This is a genomic window from Bifidobacterium sp. UMB1197 (assembly GCF_030217745.1).
Classification (GTDB): domain Bacteria; phylum Actinomycetota; class Actinomycetes; order Actinomycetales; family Bifidobacteriaceae; genus Bifidobacterium; species Bifidobacterium vaginale_B.
In genome coordinates this window covers 13,580-29,596 of record NZ_JASOOL010000008.1, presented here as the reverse complement: position 1 = coordinate 29,596, position 16,017 = coordinate 13,580, and the positions used below count along the sequence as shown (strand labels likewise).

The window sequence follows — 16,017 nt, the reverse complement described above, 5'->3', positions numbered from 1 at the left end:
TTGCGAATGCCGCCGGGAGTGAGAATGGTTTTGCTCCTGGCGGCTTTTAAAATAAAATAGACTTATAGATATACCAAAGACGGTTATAGGAGGGCATGTAAATGGCTGAAAACACAGCATTTCGCACTACGACTCAGCACATGTTAAAGGAGTCAAAAGAGTATGCCCGACAAACTTTAATGGGTGGTCTTTCTGGTTTTGAATCCCCAATTGGATTAGACAGAAAAGACCGCTTAGTTGCTCTTAAAACTGGCGATATTGGGTTTGTGCATTCTTGGGATATTAACACTTCTGTTGATGGTCCTGGCACTCGCATGACTGTGTTTATGAGTGGCTGCCCACTTCGTTGCCAGTACTGCCAAAATCCTGATACTTGGAAAATGCGCGACGGCAAGCCAGTCTACTTAGATGCAATGATTAAAAAAGTAGACCGTTATCAAAGTCTTTTTAAGGCAACAGGCGGCGGAATCACATTTTCTGGCGGAGAATCTATGATGCAACCAGCTTTTGTATCTAGGGTTTTTCGTGCAGCAAAAGAGATGGGCGTGCATACTTGCTTAGATACTTCGGGCTTTTTGAATCGCAATTATACGGACGAAATGATTGACGACATTGATCTTTGCCTTCTTGACGTTAAATCCGGAACTGAAGAAACGTATAAAAAAGTAACTGGCGGCTTGCTTCAGCCAACTATTGACTTTGGTCAGCGCTTGGCGAAGGCTGGTAAGAAGATTTGGGTGCGTTTTGTGCTCGTTCCAGGTTTGACTGACAGCGAAGAAAATGTTGAAAAAGTTGCTGAGATTTGCGATTCGTTTGGAGATGCTGTCGAGCATATCGACGTGCTTGGATTCCATCAACTAGGCCGCCCAAAGTGGCATGAGCTTAGGATTCCATACCCTCTTGAGAATCAAAAAGGACCTTCTAGGGCGCTTAAAGAGCGAGTTGTAAACCAGTTTAAAGACCACGGTTTTGTTGTGTACTAGACTGCGTTTAGATTGCATCAAAAATGTAACTGTAATTTAGGCAATTTTTGCGTATTGTATTGTTTTTTTTTTTAAAGGATTTTGTATAATTATACAAATAACCTTTTTAGAGAAAGGATACGCAATGAAGCGCAGAATAGGTTGTTGGATTGCATTAGCTTTTACATTAGCGTTAGCTATTTTTGTGCGGTGTAACGATCAGTTTGGTTTTGCTACAGCGCTTACTATTTTCGTTATTTTGCCAATAATTTTGTTGCCAATAAACATTGTTGCATCGTTTGATGAGAAACTTCTTATTGAAGTGCCAATAATATCTATTGCGATAACTTTTGTTATAGAACTTGTTACTTTTTCAATATCCAAGTTCTCGGATTTAGGTTTACATGTTGGCTACGTTATTCCAACAGTTTTAGTTTCGGCAGTCGCATTTACTCTTACTAGATTCCTTAAAACTAGGCTTGTTAAGCGCATAACTCAATAAGAATCAAACAATAAAACAGATTGATTATTTGATTGATTATTTGATTGATTATTTGATTGATTATTTAATTGATTACTTATTTTTGATTAGTCGTAGTTGTGTGCGAAAGTTGAAGCCGTGTTACAAGATGCATAATCTTTTAACACGGCTTAAATATATCTTGCGCAATATTCTATAGAATGTTTTACAGATATTTTGCAAAAAATTGCAAAGTAAGATGCAAAAAGCGTAAGAATTTGGCTAAAGCGTACAATCGGGAGGCGTTCTTGAATAAGGAACCAAAGCTTTTAAAAGAGCCTAGAGAAGGAGTTCCAGAAGTCATTGATACGCTTGAAGCATATAAAGAATATTGTAATTTGTTGGCAGCAGGGTCGGGGCCTTTGGCTGCAGATGCAGAGCGCGCATCTGGTTTTAGATATGGTCACGAAGATTGGCTGATTCAGTTTAAACGCAAAGGTGCAGGAATTGGATTGCTGGACCCAATAGCGTTAGGAAAACTTGGCGTTGATTGGCATGAATTTAATGAGGCAGTAGGGGGTACGCCTTGGATTATTCACGATTCTATGCAAGATTTGCCAGGATTTTTCGATATTGGTTTGCGCCCACGTGCTTTATTCGACACAGAAATCGCAGCTAAATTGCTTGGTAGAAAGCGCTTTGGATTAAGCTCTGTAACTGAATATTATTTGGGGTTGACTCTTGCAAAAGAACATTCTGCAGCGGATTGGTCTTATCGCCCACTTCCTAGAGATTGGCGAAATTACGCGGCTTTAGACGTTGAATTGCTAATCGAATTAGAAGAAGTAATGAGCACTGAGCTTAAAAAGCAAGGCAAGCTTTTATGGGCAAATCAAGAGTTTGCCCACTTATTAAGTAAAGGTGCGCAAAAGAAGGCTCCTCACCCAAATCCTTGGCTTAGAATATCTCATATAAGCGTTCTTATGCACGATAAAATCGGTTTAATGATTGCAAAAGAGCTTTGGCAAAAACGAGATGAGCTTGCTCGTCAATACGATATTGCGCCAACTTTATTGCTTTCGGATTCTGCGATTATTGAAGCAGGCAAGCGAAAACCAAGTAATTCTAGGGAGTTTCGCTCTATTCGCATTCTTAACGAACGAGTTAGAATTCACACGGGCGGCGAACAAGACAAGATGTTTGAACGTTATGCTCCGATTCAGCGCAAAATCAAGTCAAATGTGTGGAAAGTTGTTATAGAAGACGCGATTAGTCGCGCTAAAAGCGGGGAAGTTGCTATTGTTTCTAAGCTTGATGATTCAAGTAGTAAATATGGCAATTACAACGATTCTGGCGATACTGGCGATTTTGGCGATGCACAAGAATCGCAAGCAGCTCCACGATCTATGCGCTATTGGCGTGAGCATCATCCCAAAAGATATGAGCTCTTACAAAATGTAAAACAGTCTTTAATTAAGATTGCGGAAGATACACATACGCCTACGGAAATCATTATTAAACCGCAAATTATTCGCAATCTTTGTTGGCAAGACAATATTGAGCATATTGACGTTAAGGAGTTTCTTGTAGAGCAGGGAGCAAGAACGTGGCAAAGCGATTTAATCGCTGAGTCCGTAACTCGCGCTATTATGTAACGGTTGTGCCATATGGCAGAAGCTAGAAAACGTAATTTCAGGAGCGCAAGCGTGAAAATCAGCGTCAGGAATCTTGAGCCAACTAAGGTTAAGCTCACCATTACCGCAGATCTCGAAGATTTTGAGCCATTTTTGGATGAGGCTCGTAAAGAGATTGCAAAGCAAATCAACGTGCCAGGTTTCCGTAAGGGACACGTACCAGGCAAGATTGTAGAACAGCGAGTTGGCTTCGGAGCTGTTGCCGGTGAAGCTGTAAATTCTGCTGTTCCAGAGCTTTATTCTAAGGCTTTGGAAGAAAAGAAGATTCGCCCAATGGATCAGCCAGAATTTGATGTTCAGGAAGTTCCAGAATCTGCTAAAGACGAAGTTAAGCTTAAGTTTGTCGCAACTGTTGAGCGTCGCCCAGAGTTTAAGCTTAACAAGTTCAAGGGTGTAGAAATCGAAGTAGAGAAGCCAGAAGTTAAAGACAGCGATGTTAAGGCTCGTCTTGAGGCTTTGCGCGCACGTTTTGGCACTCTTGTTGGTGTTGATCGCCCAGCTAAGAAGGGTGATTTTGCAAACATCGATTTGGAAGCTAAGATTAACGACGAAGTTGCCGATTCTCAAAATGGCGTAAGCTACGAGCTTGGTTCCAACACTATGCTTGATGGTTTGGATGAGGCTTTGGAAGGTCTTTCCGCTGGAGAAGAAACCACTTTTGAAGGCACTCTCGAAGCTGGAAAGAACCAGGGCAAGAAGGCTCAGGTTAAGGTAAAGGTTAACTCCGTTAAGGCTCAGGAATTGCCAAAGCTTGACGATGAGTTTGCTAAGGAAGCATCTGAGTTCGACACTCTAAAGGAGCTTAAGGAAGACGTTCGTAAGTCTTTGGAGCAGGCAAATGAAGGCCGTCAGGCAACTCTTGCTCGCGATGCTTTTATTGCTAAGATTCAAGAAGAAGTTGAAATTCCTGTACCAAAGGGTGTTAAAGATAAGGCTGTTGCTGAGCACCTTAAGGGCATGACTCCAGACCCAGAAAAGGCCACTAAGAAGCAAAAGGAAGAGGCTGAAAAGGCTGCAGAAAAGGAGCTTCGTGACCAAATGGTTCTCGACGCTTTGGCAGAAAGCCTCGATGTTTCTGTTTCTCAAGCAGACGTTACCAACTTCTTGGTTTCCGTTGCTCAGCAGTACGGCATGGATCCAAGCCAGTTTATTAACGCTATTGTTCGCAATGGTCAGCTTGGTTCTGCTGTTCAAGAAGTTGCTCGCTCTAAGGGCTTGCTTGCTGGCATGCGTGCTGTAAAGTTCGTTGCTGGCGGAGAAGCTCTTGATTTGAGTGCTTTCTTGTCGGAAGATGAAGAGCCAGAAGATGAAAGCGTTAAGGCTGCTTCTGCTGCTGCAGCTGTTGCCGATGAGCTTTCTGCTGAAAAGTAGTTAGAGTCTTCTAAATTAGAATCTTCTAATAATCTTGTTATTTAAGACCTGGCGGAATTTTTTCTGCCGGGTCTTACTTATATAAGAATTGCGAGACGTTATGGATGATAGTAGTGCTAAAACGAAGCATGAATCTTGTTGCAGATTTGGCAAATTCGGCAAATCTTGCAAATTATTTAGTTTTGCAATTCTAGTAGCGCGTTTTGTTACGTCTTCTGTTGCTCTTGGCGTTCTTGTTGGCTTAGGAGCAACAGTTCTTACGCTTATTTTTTACGCTGTACAATACCTTGCTTTTGGCTCAATTGAATCTGCTAAAAATACTGTATTTTTAGGGCTTCCTTGGTATCGATACGTGCTACCTGGCACAATTGCTATGACTATTGCTGCAATATCTTGGTATTTGTTGCGAAGAAGAAAGAATCCCCCTCGAATCGTTACTATTGCGCAAGCTGTTAGCGGAAGTAAAATGCCGATTTTTTCTACTATTGCACATGTTTTGTTACAAATCGGCATTGTTGGTTCTGGAATTTCAATCGGCAGGGAAGTAGCTCCTAGAGAATTAGCTGCAATGATTGCTCAGCGTTGCAGCAGTATTTTTAATGTGTCTGCTAAAACTCAGCGCATACTTGTTGCCTCTGCTGCAGGTGCTGGCTTGGCTGCAGTGTACCACGCGCCTTTAGCTGGCACTGTGCTTTCTTTAGGTTTGCTTAGTAAAACTCAAGGTTTTGGTTTTTATGCGTGGCTAAATCGCGAAAATGGCTCTGTAATAGTTAATGCACTTAAAAATATTGCGCGCTCGGAGCGTTTGCATTGCTTGCCTTTTGCTCTTGTTATGAATTATGTTGCTGCATTTGTTGTTGAATTTTTATTGCATCATTCTAGATACTACAATATTTCGCAATTTTCTTGCGTGATTTCTTGGCAAATCTGTGTTTTAGCTGTTGTTGTTGGTGCAGTGTGTGGCTTAGTTGGTTACGTTTTTCGCTTGGGAATTATTTGGTGTAGAACTCATGCTTTGCGTGGCATACAAATGCTGTGTTTTATGCCTGTAGCTGGCTTAGTTATTGGTGTTGCAGCTTGTTGGTTTCCGCATATTTTGGGGAATGGTAGGTCGCTTTCTCAACTTGCCTTTTCTGTAGCTAGCTTTCCGTATTTGGCAGAAAATTCGCATATTGTGACTATTTTGTTGCTTCTTGCAGTAATAAAAATGCTTATGACTGTGCTTGTTTTGCGCTACGGTGCTTCTGGAGGCGTGTTGCAACCGAGTATTTCAACGGGTGCTTGCTTTGGTGTGATTTTATACGCTATTTTTTCAACGTCTGGTTTTTTGCAAGTTTTTGACATTTCGCAAGTTTCTGCGATTTCTGTATCTATTATTGGCGCTGCTTCTTTACTTGCGTCTTCTAGAAAAGCTCCGATTATGGCGTGGCTTTTAGTTGCTGAATTAGTAAATGCACCGTTTGCGTTACTTTGTCTTATGCTATTGGCGGTGATTGTGTCTAATTGCGTGTCTAGTTGTGTGTCTAGTTGTGTGTCTAATTGCGTTGAGCGTTTTACTTTGCATTCTTGTTCTGCGGTCACGCGCACACGATAGTCTAGATATATTCAAATATTTGTAAGGAGATAAGGTGACTGAGCTGTTTACGGCTTCTCCCGTTATGCAAGAAGGGGAGCCACAAAATCCAACGGATTCGATTTTTAATCAACTCTTAAAGGATCGTATTATTTGGCTTGGCTCTGAAGTCAAGGATGAAAATGCCAATATTATTTGCGCTCAGATGCTTATGCTAGCTGCGCAAGACCCTAAGAAAGATATTTGGCTTTATATTAATTCGCCAGGTGGTTCTATTACCGCTGGAATGGCCATTTACGACACTATGCAGCTTATTGAGCCAGATGTGGCTACGATTGCTGTTGGCATGGCCGCTTCTATGGGTCAGTTCTTGCTGAGTTCTGGTACCCCTGGTAAGCGTTTTATTACGTCTCACGCTCGCGTGCTAATGCACCAGCCTTCTGGCGGAGTTGGTGGCACTGCTACAGATGTGCGTATTAATGCCGAGCTTATTATGGACATGAAGAAAACTCTCGCTGAACTCACGGCTCAGCAGACTGGTCATACTGTTGAAGAGATTTACAGAGACAACGAGTACGATCATTGGTTTACCGCTCAGCAGGCTTTGGAGTATGGCTTTGTAGATAAGATTGTTACCACTCCAGCTTCTATGCGTGGGGAGGAGTGATTTTAATGGCAAGTGAAGAAGCAAAGTTTGTTGCTCGCGCTAAGCGTTTGGGTGGATTTGGTCAGACCAGTGGTGTGTTTACGAATCGTTACGTTTTGCCACAATTTGGTGAGCAAACGCCATACGGTATGAAAACTCAAGATCCATACACTAAGCTTTTTGAAGACCGCATTATTTTTATGGGTGTTCAGGTAGATGACACTTCTGCGGATGACATTATGGCTCAGCTTTTGGTTCTAGAAAGCATGGATCCAAACAGAGATGTAATGATGTACATTAACTCTCCTGGCGGCTCTATGACGGCTATGACGGCCATTTACGATACCATGCAATACATTAAGCCAGATGTTCAAACGGTGTGCTTGGGTCAAGCTGCTTCGGCTGCTGCGATTTTACTTGCTGCTGGTGCTGCTGGTAAGCGTATGATTTTGCCAAATGCGCGCGTGCTTATTCATCAGCCTGCAATGGGTCAAGATTTTGGCAAGGCCACGGAGATAGAGCTTCAAGCTAAAGAAATGCTGCGTTTGCGCGAATGGTTAGAGGCCACTCTTGCAAAGCACACTGGCCAAAGTGTTGAGCGCATTCGTAAAGATATTGAGGTAGACACTATTCTTACTGCTCCTCAAGCTAAAGAATACGGAATGGTAGACGAGGTTCTTGAACATAGGTCTTAAGGATTTTATGTTTTAGATTCTTATGTTTTAGATTCTTATGTTTTAGCTTCTTATGTTTTAGATTCAAACCCTGGCGCTGGCGACACGCCAGGGTTTGTATTTTTGTAAAGATGGTTGTATATTAGTCAAGTTGCCAAAAACAACGGAAAGTTAAAGTTCCAAGTTTTTGGAGAACATGCGCCAGTAGCCCAACGGATTAGAGCATCTGACTACGGATCAGAAGGTTGCAGGTTCGAATCCTGTCTGGCGCACGACATACGCGGTTTTTTACCGCGTTTTTTTTTCACTGCTTAATCAAAACTGTGGGTTATTTCCCAAACTGTGGGTTATTTCCCAAACAGTGTGTATAAAACCGGCGTGTCGCTAGCGTATTGCGCCCATCTTTCGTGTAATCATCTATGAATTTGTCAATAGGACACCGTTTGCCAAGTACTGTTAGGATTCGATAATAGCTGCTATTACGACATTTCTTTCTCACTATTTATATCTACTAACTAGGCCGTTATCACCTACACCACAAACGGGATTATTGCAAGACTTGTTCTTCATACATGCTTTTTAAGCATGTACTACGCATAACACGCCTCAAATAAGAATAAAAACGAGAAATTCTGTACACACATTTTTGGAAATAACCCAAAAATTGCATAATTTTGCTAGTATGATAGCATTGTAGTTTAATTGCGGTGGACGTCTTCGGACTAAACCTGGAAGAATCTGATGCGTCGGGTTCTTCTTTTTTTTTACGGGGTTATTAGGGTAAGACTTATAACCCCTTTTTGCCGCTTACCCCAAAAACAGTATAAAACATTTTGGCTTTATGTGGTTTGTTTAACTTAAATTCATTCCTTAGTCATGCGAATATAGGATTTGAAGAGAATTTCGAGGCGCTCGTCATTATTAGTGCAAGGCTTTGTAGCACCAAAAGCAACATCTACTATTTTATCTAGCTCGTCGTGAGCTTTGCGCAAATCTGTTGGCATGTATGTTGGGTCATACAAATCTGCTAGAGATTGGCCTGGGTGATTCGCGGTTTTGCGTAAGTAGTGAAGGTTATCGTTAAAAGATTTAGCGCGCTGCGACTTTAAGCTGGTTACTTACGGTTTTTGAGTGTTATTTTGCGTTTATGGAAATATGCCGATAGCGTAGTGACGATTGAACAGGATATGTAATATGAAAATGCATCAACCTTGCACTCAGACAAAAAGCTAAATTTTTCAAGGATAAAACAATAATTGAGATAGTGAGTGTCAAAGAAAACATTCTGGTTATCATTTACTTATTGCGTATAATAATTTTAAAAGTAATTTATAGAGAATATAGAGTTTATCATGGGAAGAAAAGTTTTACGAACTAAAGAAGAACTTGAAAATATTTTAACTTCTTGCGGTTTAGAGCTAGCTGAAAACTATGATTCTTCTAAAAGCTATCCTAAGGATTTATATATACTTACTAAATGCAAGATTTGCAACACAGAGGCACATTATCGCATCAAGTATATTATGGAGAAAGCTAATATCGGTGAAACTGTATGTAGAGCTTGTTATTGGAATGCGTTGATGAGGTCAAATTATCCTATAGTGCATATAACCTCGGGAACTATTTTTAGTAAATATAGCACTCTTGTGAATCGACGTGGGTTTCAATTAGTTAGTATCCTTAAAGATGGTTCTATAGATAATACTGGTACTATTCTGCTTGTTGTATGCAGTCATTGTGGTAGACAAATCGTTGAAGGCAGTTCATTAAAATGTTCATGCCAAATGCATCCTAACACTGCCGCTCATTACGCTCCAAAAGTGACGAGAGAAGTTCTGGAGCCGGAAATAACATATGTTCAGAAAACTTTTTTATCAATTGAAGAAGCAAAAAATACTTTATGTTCTGATGTGCCTGAGTTATTGGAATCATGGGATGATGAGAGAAGCCCATACGAGACAGCAGTATACCCAACAAATTGGAGCGGTATGCGCGCAGGGGATGGGGAATATAGGTTTAAATGTAAGAGGGGGCATCATCCATATGCTTTTCCATATTCTTATTTAGAATCAGGATGTTCAGCATGTAGAGGTCAAGCAACTCTTGGCACAGGACTTTTTTTGGCAGATACGAATCCTGAGATAGCTTCTGAGTGGCTAAAAGAGAAAAACGGTGTTTATACACCTGAAAATATAAGAGATAATAGTAAGAGAATAGTATGGTGGAAGTGCATAGCTTGTGGTCATGAATGGCGATCTACCCCTAGAGATAGACAAAGAAAAGATGGACAGTTGTGTCCTAACTGTGGGAAAATTCAAGGATCAATAGCTTGGATTTATCCTAAATTAGCTGAGCAATGGGATACTTCAAATCCTGTTAGCCCTTGGTGTGTTCGTCCTAATGCAAAATTAAATTTTGTGCCATTGTGGGTGTGTGAAAATAATCATGCTCATACATATAAGGCATCTATAGTTTCTAGAATCCATGGTGCTGTGTGTCCTGAATGTACAGATTCTAATAAATCAAGGATTGAGCTTAAATACTTTGATGCTGTTCGGAAAAAGATAGGAACGGCTCGATCTGGAGCTAGATACAATTATGATAATTTTTCCTATAACTGGTCCATTGATATTTCGTTTAGTATTCATGACAAAAAATTTGCCATAGAATATGATGGCGGATACTGGCATGAAGGGAAAATAGATGTGGATAAACGGAAAACTTCAGAGTTATTGGAGGCAGGTTTCATCGTTATAAGAATTAGAGAAGCTAATCTTCAATCGCTGAACATAAAATCATCTTATTATCATGAAATTTTTGTTCAATCTGATTATAGTGATTTTGATAGTAGTATAAAATGTTTGATTGATTATATTTCGAACATTAGTAGTAATAAAAAATAGATTAATGCTTGGGTCTTTTATAAAAGTAAAATATTGAAACCGATAGCTATCTATATGAGAAGAAATACGATTAAGTATAGTCTTGATGTCAAGGGCTTAATAGGTGGGTGCAAATTTGCCTTTGTATAGCAGGGGTTTGCGAGGGCTATCGTTAAAAGGTTTAATGCGTGGCGGCTTTAGTCTGGCTTTGCGCGGTTTTTGAGCGTGATTTTGCTGTATGAGGGAAGATATCAACGCTCTAGGGTTGAGTGCACAGGATGTTAACGTTAAAAGGTGCACACACTTTGCACCCAGCTGTTTATGTGGGGAAGTGTTGATTAAGAATGTTGCAGTGGGATTCTCTTTATTCACATGTTCGGCTTAAATTTGAAACCTTTATAGCTGCTTTTGGAAAGATTGAAGGTTATATAATGAAGATTGCAAAATACATATAGCACATATTAAGTAGATAAAATAAGCGACGTGCTGCTATATTAATATTCCACCAATTTGACCACTGCCTATGAGATATCAAGCGATAGCGCAGGATTATAGAAATTCTAACACACACTTGTTTTTGTTAAATATGAAGGTTTCAGAAATTTTATCTCAATTCACGTTTCTAATAATCTCATGTGTAGAGTCAGGGTCATCTTCATAATGCCATTTTATTTTGATAGATTCTATTACACTCAACGTAGCTCGTTCAATTTTTAATTGAAAAGAATCTCCGTTATTTACACGTATTGGCATACTTCTGTCAATTTTAAGTAACCAGGATGCGCTTTCAGGAATTGCCTCAATTGATGTAATTATTGAATTATGCCCAGACGTATTTTTTATTAGATTTTTTGTTGGGCTACTTCGGATAATTTCACTCCAAGGTGCTGGAGCTAAACGTCTTTGTAAATCTAGGGCTTGTCGTGCTATTTTGTTTGCTTCTTCTGATTTATCATTAGCTATGTGAGCTTCGCGTGCTGATTTCCAAGCGAAGAAAATAGCAATTGAAGCAACTATTACTGAAACAGAAGAAATGATTAATTCTGGAGACATACTATATACACAGACCTTTCACTATAATTTTGATACTAAATCGTTTAGTGCTTTGTCGAATTCAGACATTTTGTTTTCTTTATTAAAGAATGGAAGACCTATAATCTTGTATCCTATTCCTAAAATATCGTTAACCTTGTAGTTGTTCTCAATCTGCCCTAAGAATTTTTCTTTCCACTCATCTTCAAATAAAAGTTGACTACCTTTAGGCTCAACATATGCTTGGTATGTTTTAATATCCTCATGCTCTTTCTCGCGAATAAAGAGCAAGAAATCAGGCTCAAAACGTTCACCTGAATCAAACGAATAAATGGCAAGCTCAGGGATTCTCTCATTCCTAATAAGATAGTATTCAAGTCCTTTTGCTTTAAGCTTCGGCTCAATAGTTGACTTAAAATATTTTACTAACAGTTTTTCTTCGCTCGTACCATAATTGTCCGTAAAAACGTACCAAGGTTCATCCACAAGATTCATGCGATAATCAGCGTTAGCGCAGTTGTTTTGCGAGTCACCATGACCACCGTCTGCAGTAATTGAATTAAGCGATATCTTTTTGTCATGCAAAACATTTTTAAGCATGTGCGGCTTAAACACAGTACTTCCAACAAACTCTTGTTTAATAGTCGCAATATATGATGCGATTTGCGAAAAAGCTTTCTTACAAGCCTCAAATAAATCTTTACCGCTTATACTATCTTGAGTTTGCGTAATCTCTAAAATAGAGTTTCCAAGATAATTATCCGAGGTTAAAAACTCTTTTAATGAAGTAACATTAGGATATTTATCTTTTATAACATTAAAACAAAGTTCTGGGTAGCAGGATGCTGCGCCAGATAAAATATTATAATCAATATCCTTAAAAGATTTTGATACTGGTTTTGCAGTTAAATTATTAACATTCTCAGTTTCACCAAAAAGGTTTACTACTTTTCCAGATACAGATTTTTGCGAGTAACGGTATATTTTTGTTTTCAAACTATCTTCAATAGTTGAAATATTCGCACGACCTCGAGGCAAGCGTTCATTAGAGTAGACGTATGATCTTTGGTAAAATTCAGAAGTCTTAAATTCTTCTTTAAGCGTATATTCACGAGTAATCGGGTTTTCTGCTTGCAAACCAGTAGCAACAAGCGCTTGTTTTAACTCGGTAATATAACGTGAATCGTTCAGACTATGGAAAAGCATTGTTTCCAGAATACGATAATCGTTCGTAAGATCACCATCAAACTTACGCTTATATTTAAGGTCTTTGTCGCCTTCATATACGAATGGACAGTAGCGTGCTCCACGACCAATCAGTTGAGCTTCTTTAATCGTATAGGAGCCAATCTGACCCGCTTTACCACTGCCTTGTCTACTATCATACAAGCGCACAATATCGAAGAGATTTAGAACATCCCAGCCTTCGTTGAGCATGTCAACAGCAAAAATAAGGCGGATGTGATTATCCTTATCTTCCAACGAGTTTACTTTTATTTGATTCACATCATTGTTATCACTGCCACCATTCATAATAATGGTGTTTTCTTCAGCAAAAGAGTTTTTAAGACTATGCTCCAAGTTTTCAAGTGTGTCATCTTTTTCTTCAAAATAAGCTATAGCCTTAGAAAGAAGCGTAATATTAGCGCTGCGTAAAGCCATAATCTCATAGCTCGTGAGTTCCTCTAATTTTTTGAAAAACTCGTCATGGAAAGCTTCAGACTCTTTAATCTTTTGCGATTTAAGCATAATAACTGGTTTAATATTCAGTTTTAAGTCCGCAAAAAGATAGCGACGATATTCGCTAAGAATAAGAGCTATAAGCGTTCGATCCCAGAGGTTCGTATCAGTCGCAAAATTCTGGAAGTCTTTAGTGTATCCACTTTCTCGGAATCGCTCCAGTGGATAATTGTATACGATTTTATCAGCATATTTTGCAAGCACGTTTTTATCTTTAAGATCAGCTGTAGCTGTAAATTCCAGTAGTATATTGTCTTTATTAGAAGTAAAAGCATTATTAACTGTGTATTCCCAGCTTTTCTCAGCATCTTCTTCACTACTAGTCTTTTTCTTCGTATAAGAATTAATATGATGGCTTTCGTCCGAAATAAAAACGATTTTATCATTCTCAAAATCAGCGTAAGTTGGCGCGTTTTCTTTAGCAAACCACATATCCGTATGTAACTTTTGCGTGGTAGTAAATAGCAGCTCAATATCATCGTCTAGAACCGTGTCGCTAAATCGGTCTACTTTTTTCACTTTAATTTTCGTACCAAGATAGGAAAGATTATCAGCAAAAAGATACTTCGATGAAAGCGCGTTCAAAAAGTTTTCTTCCGTCTTTTTCAAAATATTCGTTTGGTTCACAAAGAAAAGAAACTTACGATAACCTTTTGTGTAAAGATAGAGTATGAGCCCTGCCATCATCACCGTTTTACCGGAGCCTGTTGCCATGTGAAAAAGAGTATGAATCTGCTTATTCTTATGCAAACCGTCTTTTTCAAAGTAAGTAACGAAATATTGGAAAGCTTCTTTTTGGTATTCTCGTAAAACAATATTTTGAGATAAACTATGCTCAATAATATCGGGCATAGGTGCAAGCTCATTCATTTCTTTAAGTGTATCGAGTTTTTCGTATAAGAATGATTCAGCCATGGATTATGCCTCCTCGTAGAAAGATTTCGTAAAAGTTTTATCAGCATCACTAATTTGATAGGCTTCATCATCCATATCTGAAGCATTAACGTACAGCTTGTTCTTATCTACAAGCTTGATGAGTGCTTGCTTCTTTTCTTCTAAATCTAGATTCTCAAAGTCTTTATCAGCATCAGCGAGTTCCTGCTTAGTAAGATAAGGCACAATACGCTCATCTGCGTAAATAGCAGCTTTTACGCTTTCAATAGTATCTTCAGTCGCATTTTGAATAGTGTTAATAAGCGTGTTCGCGTCTTCTTTAAGCTCGCAATAAACGAAAGAGCCACCACCATGCCAGTTTTGAGCTTTAGAAATACCGCCTTGTTCGCCTTCAAGAACTTTCTTCAAACGTTCAACAGTTATGTCTTGAATGTAATCCATTTGTTCAACACCAATGTATCGGCGTCCCATTTTATGAGCAACGGCAGCAGTAGTGCCAGAGCCGAGATGGAAGTCAAGGACGAGGTCATTCACGGTTGTTGCAAGTGAAACTAATTCATCAATAAGACTTTCAGGTTTTGCGTAGTCGAACGGAGAAGAGCCAAATAATTCATCCAGATGATTTTTTGATTCACTAACCCATCGATTTTCAATCCATGAAGTATAAACAACAGATTTGTCCTCTCTGGTTTGATAAATTTTTTGGTACAGTTCAGTAATTCCGTCTTTGCGCTTACGTGCTTCAACGTTTCCATTGTTAATTTCAGATATTAGTTTATTTTCACTCCATCTCCAGCACCCATCTTCTCCATCAGGAAGAATAGGGAATACAGTTTCGTCATTGAATTTAACTCCATAAAATAAGTTTGGACGATCTGTTCTCTTACTATTAGAACCCCATTTTCTAATAAGTTGAGTCTTGTATTTGCCTCTCTCATCATTGTAGGGATATCTGTCTGTATCAACAATCGACTTCTTGTAGAATTTTGCTTGAGATTTATTTTTAGCATAACAAATAATGCTTTCATGAACTTGTGCAATAAAACTAGAATCCTGGCGTCCTCCTCGACCGTGCCATACTAAAGTTGCAATAAAGTTATCTCTATTAAAAATGTTATCCATCAATATTTTGAGATACCCGTATTCATTATCGTCACACTGAACAAAAATAGAGCCATCCTCACGGAGCAACTTTCTTGCCAACTCCAGCCTATTTTTCATAAACGTTAGCCATGTGGAATGGTTGAATGAGTCGTTATAGTTAAAGCTGTCATTGCCAGTGTTATAAGGTGGATCAATATATATGCATTTTACTTTGCCTTCGTAGCGTTTCAGTAGGCTTGCTAATGCAATAAGGTTGTTGCCTTTTATAATTAAATTATCATCATCGTTAAGCGTTATGCCTGTTTCTTCTTCAACACTAATAGATTTTTCTGCCCCCCCCCCCTATATTGTTTTTGCTAACCGCGGTGTAACGTTTAGCGTTCGTGAATACTTTAGGAGCAAGCATGCGCGAGATTTCATCACTCGCTATCGTTTCGTTGTAGAAAATCTCGCTTCGTTTTTGATTGTCTTTATCTTGACCGCCTTCCAATACGCAATCCTTGTAAGGGAAGTCGAGCACAACATCGTTTGTTTGCGATATGAAACTGCCGTTATGCGTAAGCCCAATTTTGTTTGCGTAAGCCGTGTAAGAGTCAGGCAAGAATTCCTTTGATTCCATAAACCAAGCAAACTTTTGCTTATCAAAAACGAGCGTACCTTGAACGTCTTTGAAGAAGGTTTCTTTTACGTCTTCGTTAGAGATGAGAAGCGTCAGCAAATTCTCATTCATTGCCATAACATCGTTATAAACAACAGCTTTAAGAAGCTTACCGTCTTCGGCTTTGTATTTATTGTTTGAAAGCAAAAGCTCTGCCACCGTATCAAAAATGTTTTTCATCACTTCACCTAATTGTTCTTTATCTGTTTTACTTCGCAAATGTCTTTGATGTTGCATTCCAAGTATTGACAGATGCGTAGTAGTGTCTCTGTATTCACGTTTTCACCTTTGCTAATTCTAGCTATGGAAGCTGATGATATTCCAGCA

At 39.1% G+C, this 16,017-nt stretch carries 13 protein-coding genes, 1 tRNA gene and 1 pseudogene; 9 read left to right on the top strand and 6 right to left on the bottom strand.

Annotation, left to right across the window (positions count from 1 at the left end; all coding sequences use genetic code 11):
* Nucleotides 1-101: 101 nt before the first annotated feature.
* From pflA to QP420_RS05330, 8 genes are all read left to right on the top strand, one after another.
* Nucleotides 102-983: a pyruvate formate-lyase-activating protein gene (gene pflA, locus QP420_RS05365; RefSeq protein WP_016635604.1), complete on the top strand. Its 882-nt coding sequence runs from the start codon at nt 102-104 to the stop codon at nt 981-983.
* Nucleotides 984-1,107: 124 nt separating this feature from the next.
* Nucleotides 1,108-1,464, top strand: a complete 357-nt coding sequence (locus QP420_RS05360) for a hypothetical protein (protein ID WP_415688729.1) — start codon at nt 1,108-1,110, stop codon at nt 1,462-1,464.
* Between the two features lie 266 nt (nt 1,465-1,730).
* Nucleotides 1,731-3,077, top strand: a complete 1,347-nt coding sequence (locus QP420_RS05355; RefSeq protein WP_481616772.1) for an HRDC domain-containing protein — start codon at nt 1,731-1,733, stop codon at nt 3,075-3,077.
* Nucleotides 3,078-3,128: 51 nt separating this feature from the next.
* Nucleotides 3,129-4,487 (top strand): trigger factor, encoded by a 1,359-nt coding sequence (tig, locus tag QP420_RS05350; RefSeq protein ID WP_060786432.1) that lies wholly within the window; start codon nt 3,129-3,131, stop codon nt 4,485-4,487.
* A gap of 100 nt (nt 4,488-4,587) precedes the next feature.
* Complete coding sequence (locus QP420_RS05345; RefSeq protein WP_481616771.1) at nt 4,588-6,081, top strand: chloride channel protein; 1,494 nt, start codon at nt 4,588-4,590, stop codon at nt 6,079-6,081.
* Between the two features lie 34 nt (nt 6,082-6,115).
* Nucleotides 6,116-6,727, top strand: coding sequence for an ATP-dependent Clp protease proteolytic subunit (locus QP420_RS05340; protein ID WP_032816729.1), 612 nt, complete (start codon nt 6,116-6,118; stop codon nt 6,725-6,727).
* Between the two features lie 5 nt (nt 6,728-6,732).
* A complete protein-coding gene (locus QP420_RS05335; protein ID WP_115794217.1) occupies nt 6,733-7,401 on the top strand; it encodes an ATP-dependent Clp protease proteolytic subunit in 669 nt (222 codons plus the stop codon).
* A 177-nt stretch (nt 7,402-7,578) separates the two neighbouring features.
* Nucleotides 7,579-7,652 (top strand) — tRNA-Arg (locus QP420_RS05330).
* 591 nt (nt 7,653-8,243) lie between these two features.
* Here QP420_RS05330 and QP420_RS05325 read toward each other — a convergent pair.
* Nucleotides 8,244-8,444, bottom strand: a pseudogene (locus tag QP420_RS05325) (type IIL restriction-modification enzyme MmeI); the annotation flags it as partial.
* Nucleotides 8,445-8,732: 288 nt separating this feature from the next.
* Between QP420_RS05325 and QP420_RS05320 the strand changes: the two are divergent.
* Nucleotides 8,733-10,283 (top strand): zinc-ribbon domain-containing protein, encoded by a 1,551-nt coding sequence (locus QP420_RS05320; protein ID WP_481616770.1) that lies wholly within the window; start codon nt 8,733-8,735, stop codon nt 10,281-10,283.
* A 588-nt stretch (nt 10,284-10,871) separates the two neighbouring features.
* Here QP420_RS05320 and QP420_RS05315 read toward each other — a convergent pair.
* From QP420_RS05315 to QP420_RS05295, 5 genes are all read right to left on the bottom strand, one after another.
* On the bottom strand, nt 10,872-11,315 hold the full coding sequence (locus tag QP420_RS05315; RefSeq protein WP_481616769.1) for a hypothetical protein: 444 nt from the start codon (nt 11,313-11,315) through the stop codon (nt 10,872-10,874).
* Nucleotides 11,316-11,336: 21 nt separating this feature from the next.
* Entirely contained in the window at nt 11,337-13,949 is a 2,613-nt protein-coding gene (locus QP420_RS05310; RefSeq protein ID WP_481616768.1) for a DEAD/DEAH box helicase family protein, read from the bottom strand.
* A 3-nt stretch (nt 13,950-13,952) separates the two neighbouring features.
* A complete protein-coding gene (locus QP420_RS05305) occupies nt 13,953-15,233 on the bottom strand; it encodes a site-specific DNA-methyltransferase (protein ID WP_481616792.1) in 1,281 nt (426 codons plus the stop codon).
* Between the two features lie 115 nt (nt 15,234-15,348).
* On the bottom strand, nt 15,349-15,870 hold the full coding sequence (locus QP420_RS05300; RefSeq protein WP_481616767.1) for a site-specific DNA-methyltransferase: 522 nt from the start codon (nt 15,868-15,870) through the stop codon (nt 15,349-15,351).
* An 8-nt stretch (nt 15,871-15,878) separates the two neighbouring features.
* Entirely contained in the window at nt 15,879-15,968 is a 90-nt protein-coding gene (locus QP420_RS05295) for a helix-turn-helix domain-containing protein (RefSeq protein WP_481616766.1), read from the bottom strand.
* Nucleotides 15,969-16,017: the final 49 nt, after the last annotated feature.

Bases quoted from the DNA above. Each gene is read 5' to 3' on its own strand.
- pflA (WP_016635604.1), top strand. From the start codon at position 102: ATGGCTGAAAACACAGCATTTCGCACTACGACTCAGCACATGTTAAAG.
- QP420_RS05360 (WP_415688729.1), top strand. From the start codon at position 1,108: ATGAAGCGCAGAATAGGTTGTTGGATTGCATTAGCTTTTACATTAGCG.
- QP420_RS05345 (WP_481616771.1), top strand. From the start codon at position 4,588: ATGGATGATAGTAGTGCTAAAACGAAGCATGAATCTTGTTGCAGATTT.
- QP420_RS05335 (WP_115794217.1), top strand. From the start codon at position 6,733: ATGGCAAGTGAAGAAGCAAAGTTTGTTGCTCGCGCTAAGCGTTTGGGT.
- QP420_RS05320 (WP_481616770.1), top strand. From the start codon at position 8,733: ATGGGAAGAAAAGTTTTACGAACTAAAGAAGAACTTGAAAATATTTTA.
- QP420_RS05315 (WP_481616769.1), bottom strand. From the start codon at position 11,315: ATGTCTCCAGAATTAATCATTTCTTCTGTTTCAGTAATAGTTGCTTCA.
- QP420_RS05310 (WP_481616768.1), bottom strand. From the start codon at position 13,949: ATGGCTGAATCATTCTTATACGAAAAACTCGATACACTTAAAGAAATG.
- QP420_RS05300 (WP_481616767.1), bottom strand. From the start codon at position 15,870: ATGAAAAACATTTTTGATACGGTGGCAGAGCTTTTGCTTTCAAACAAT.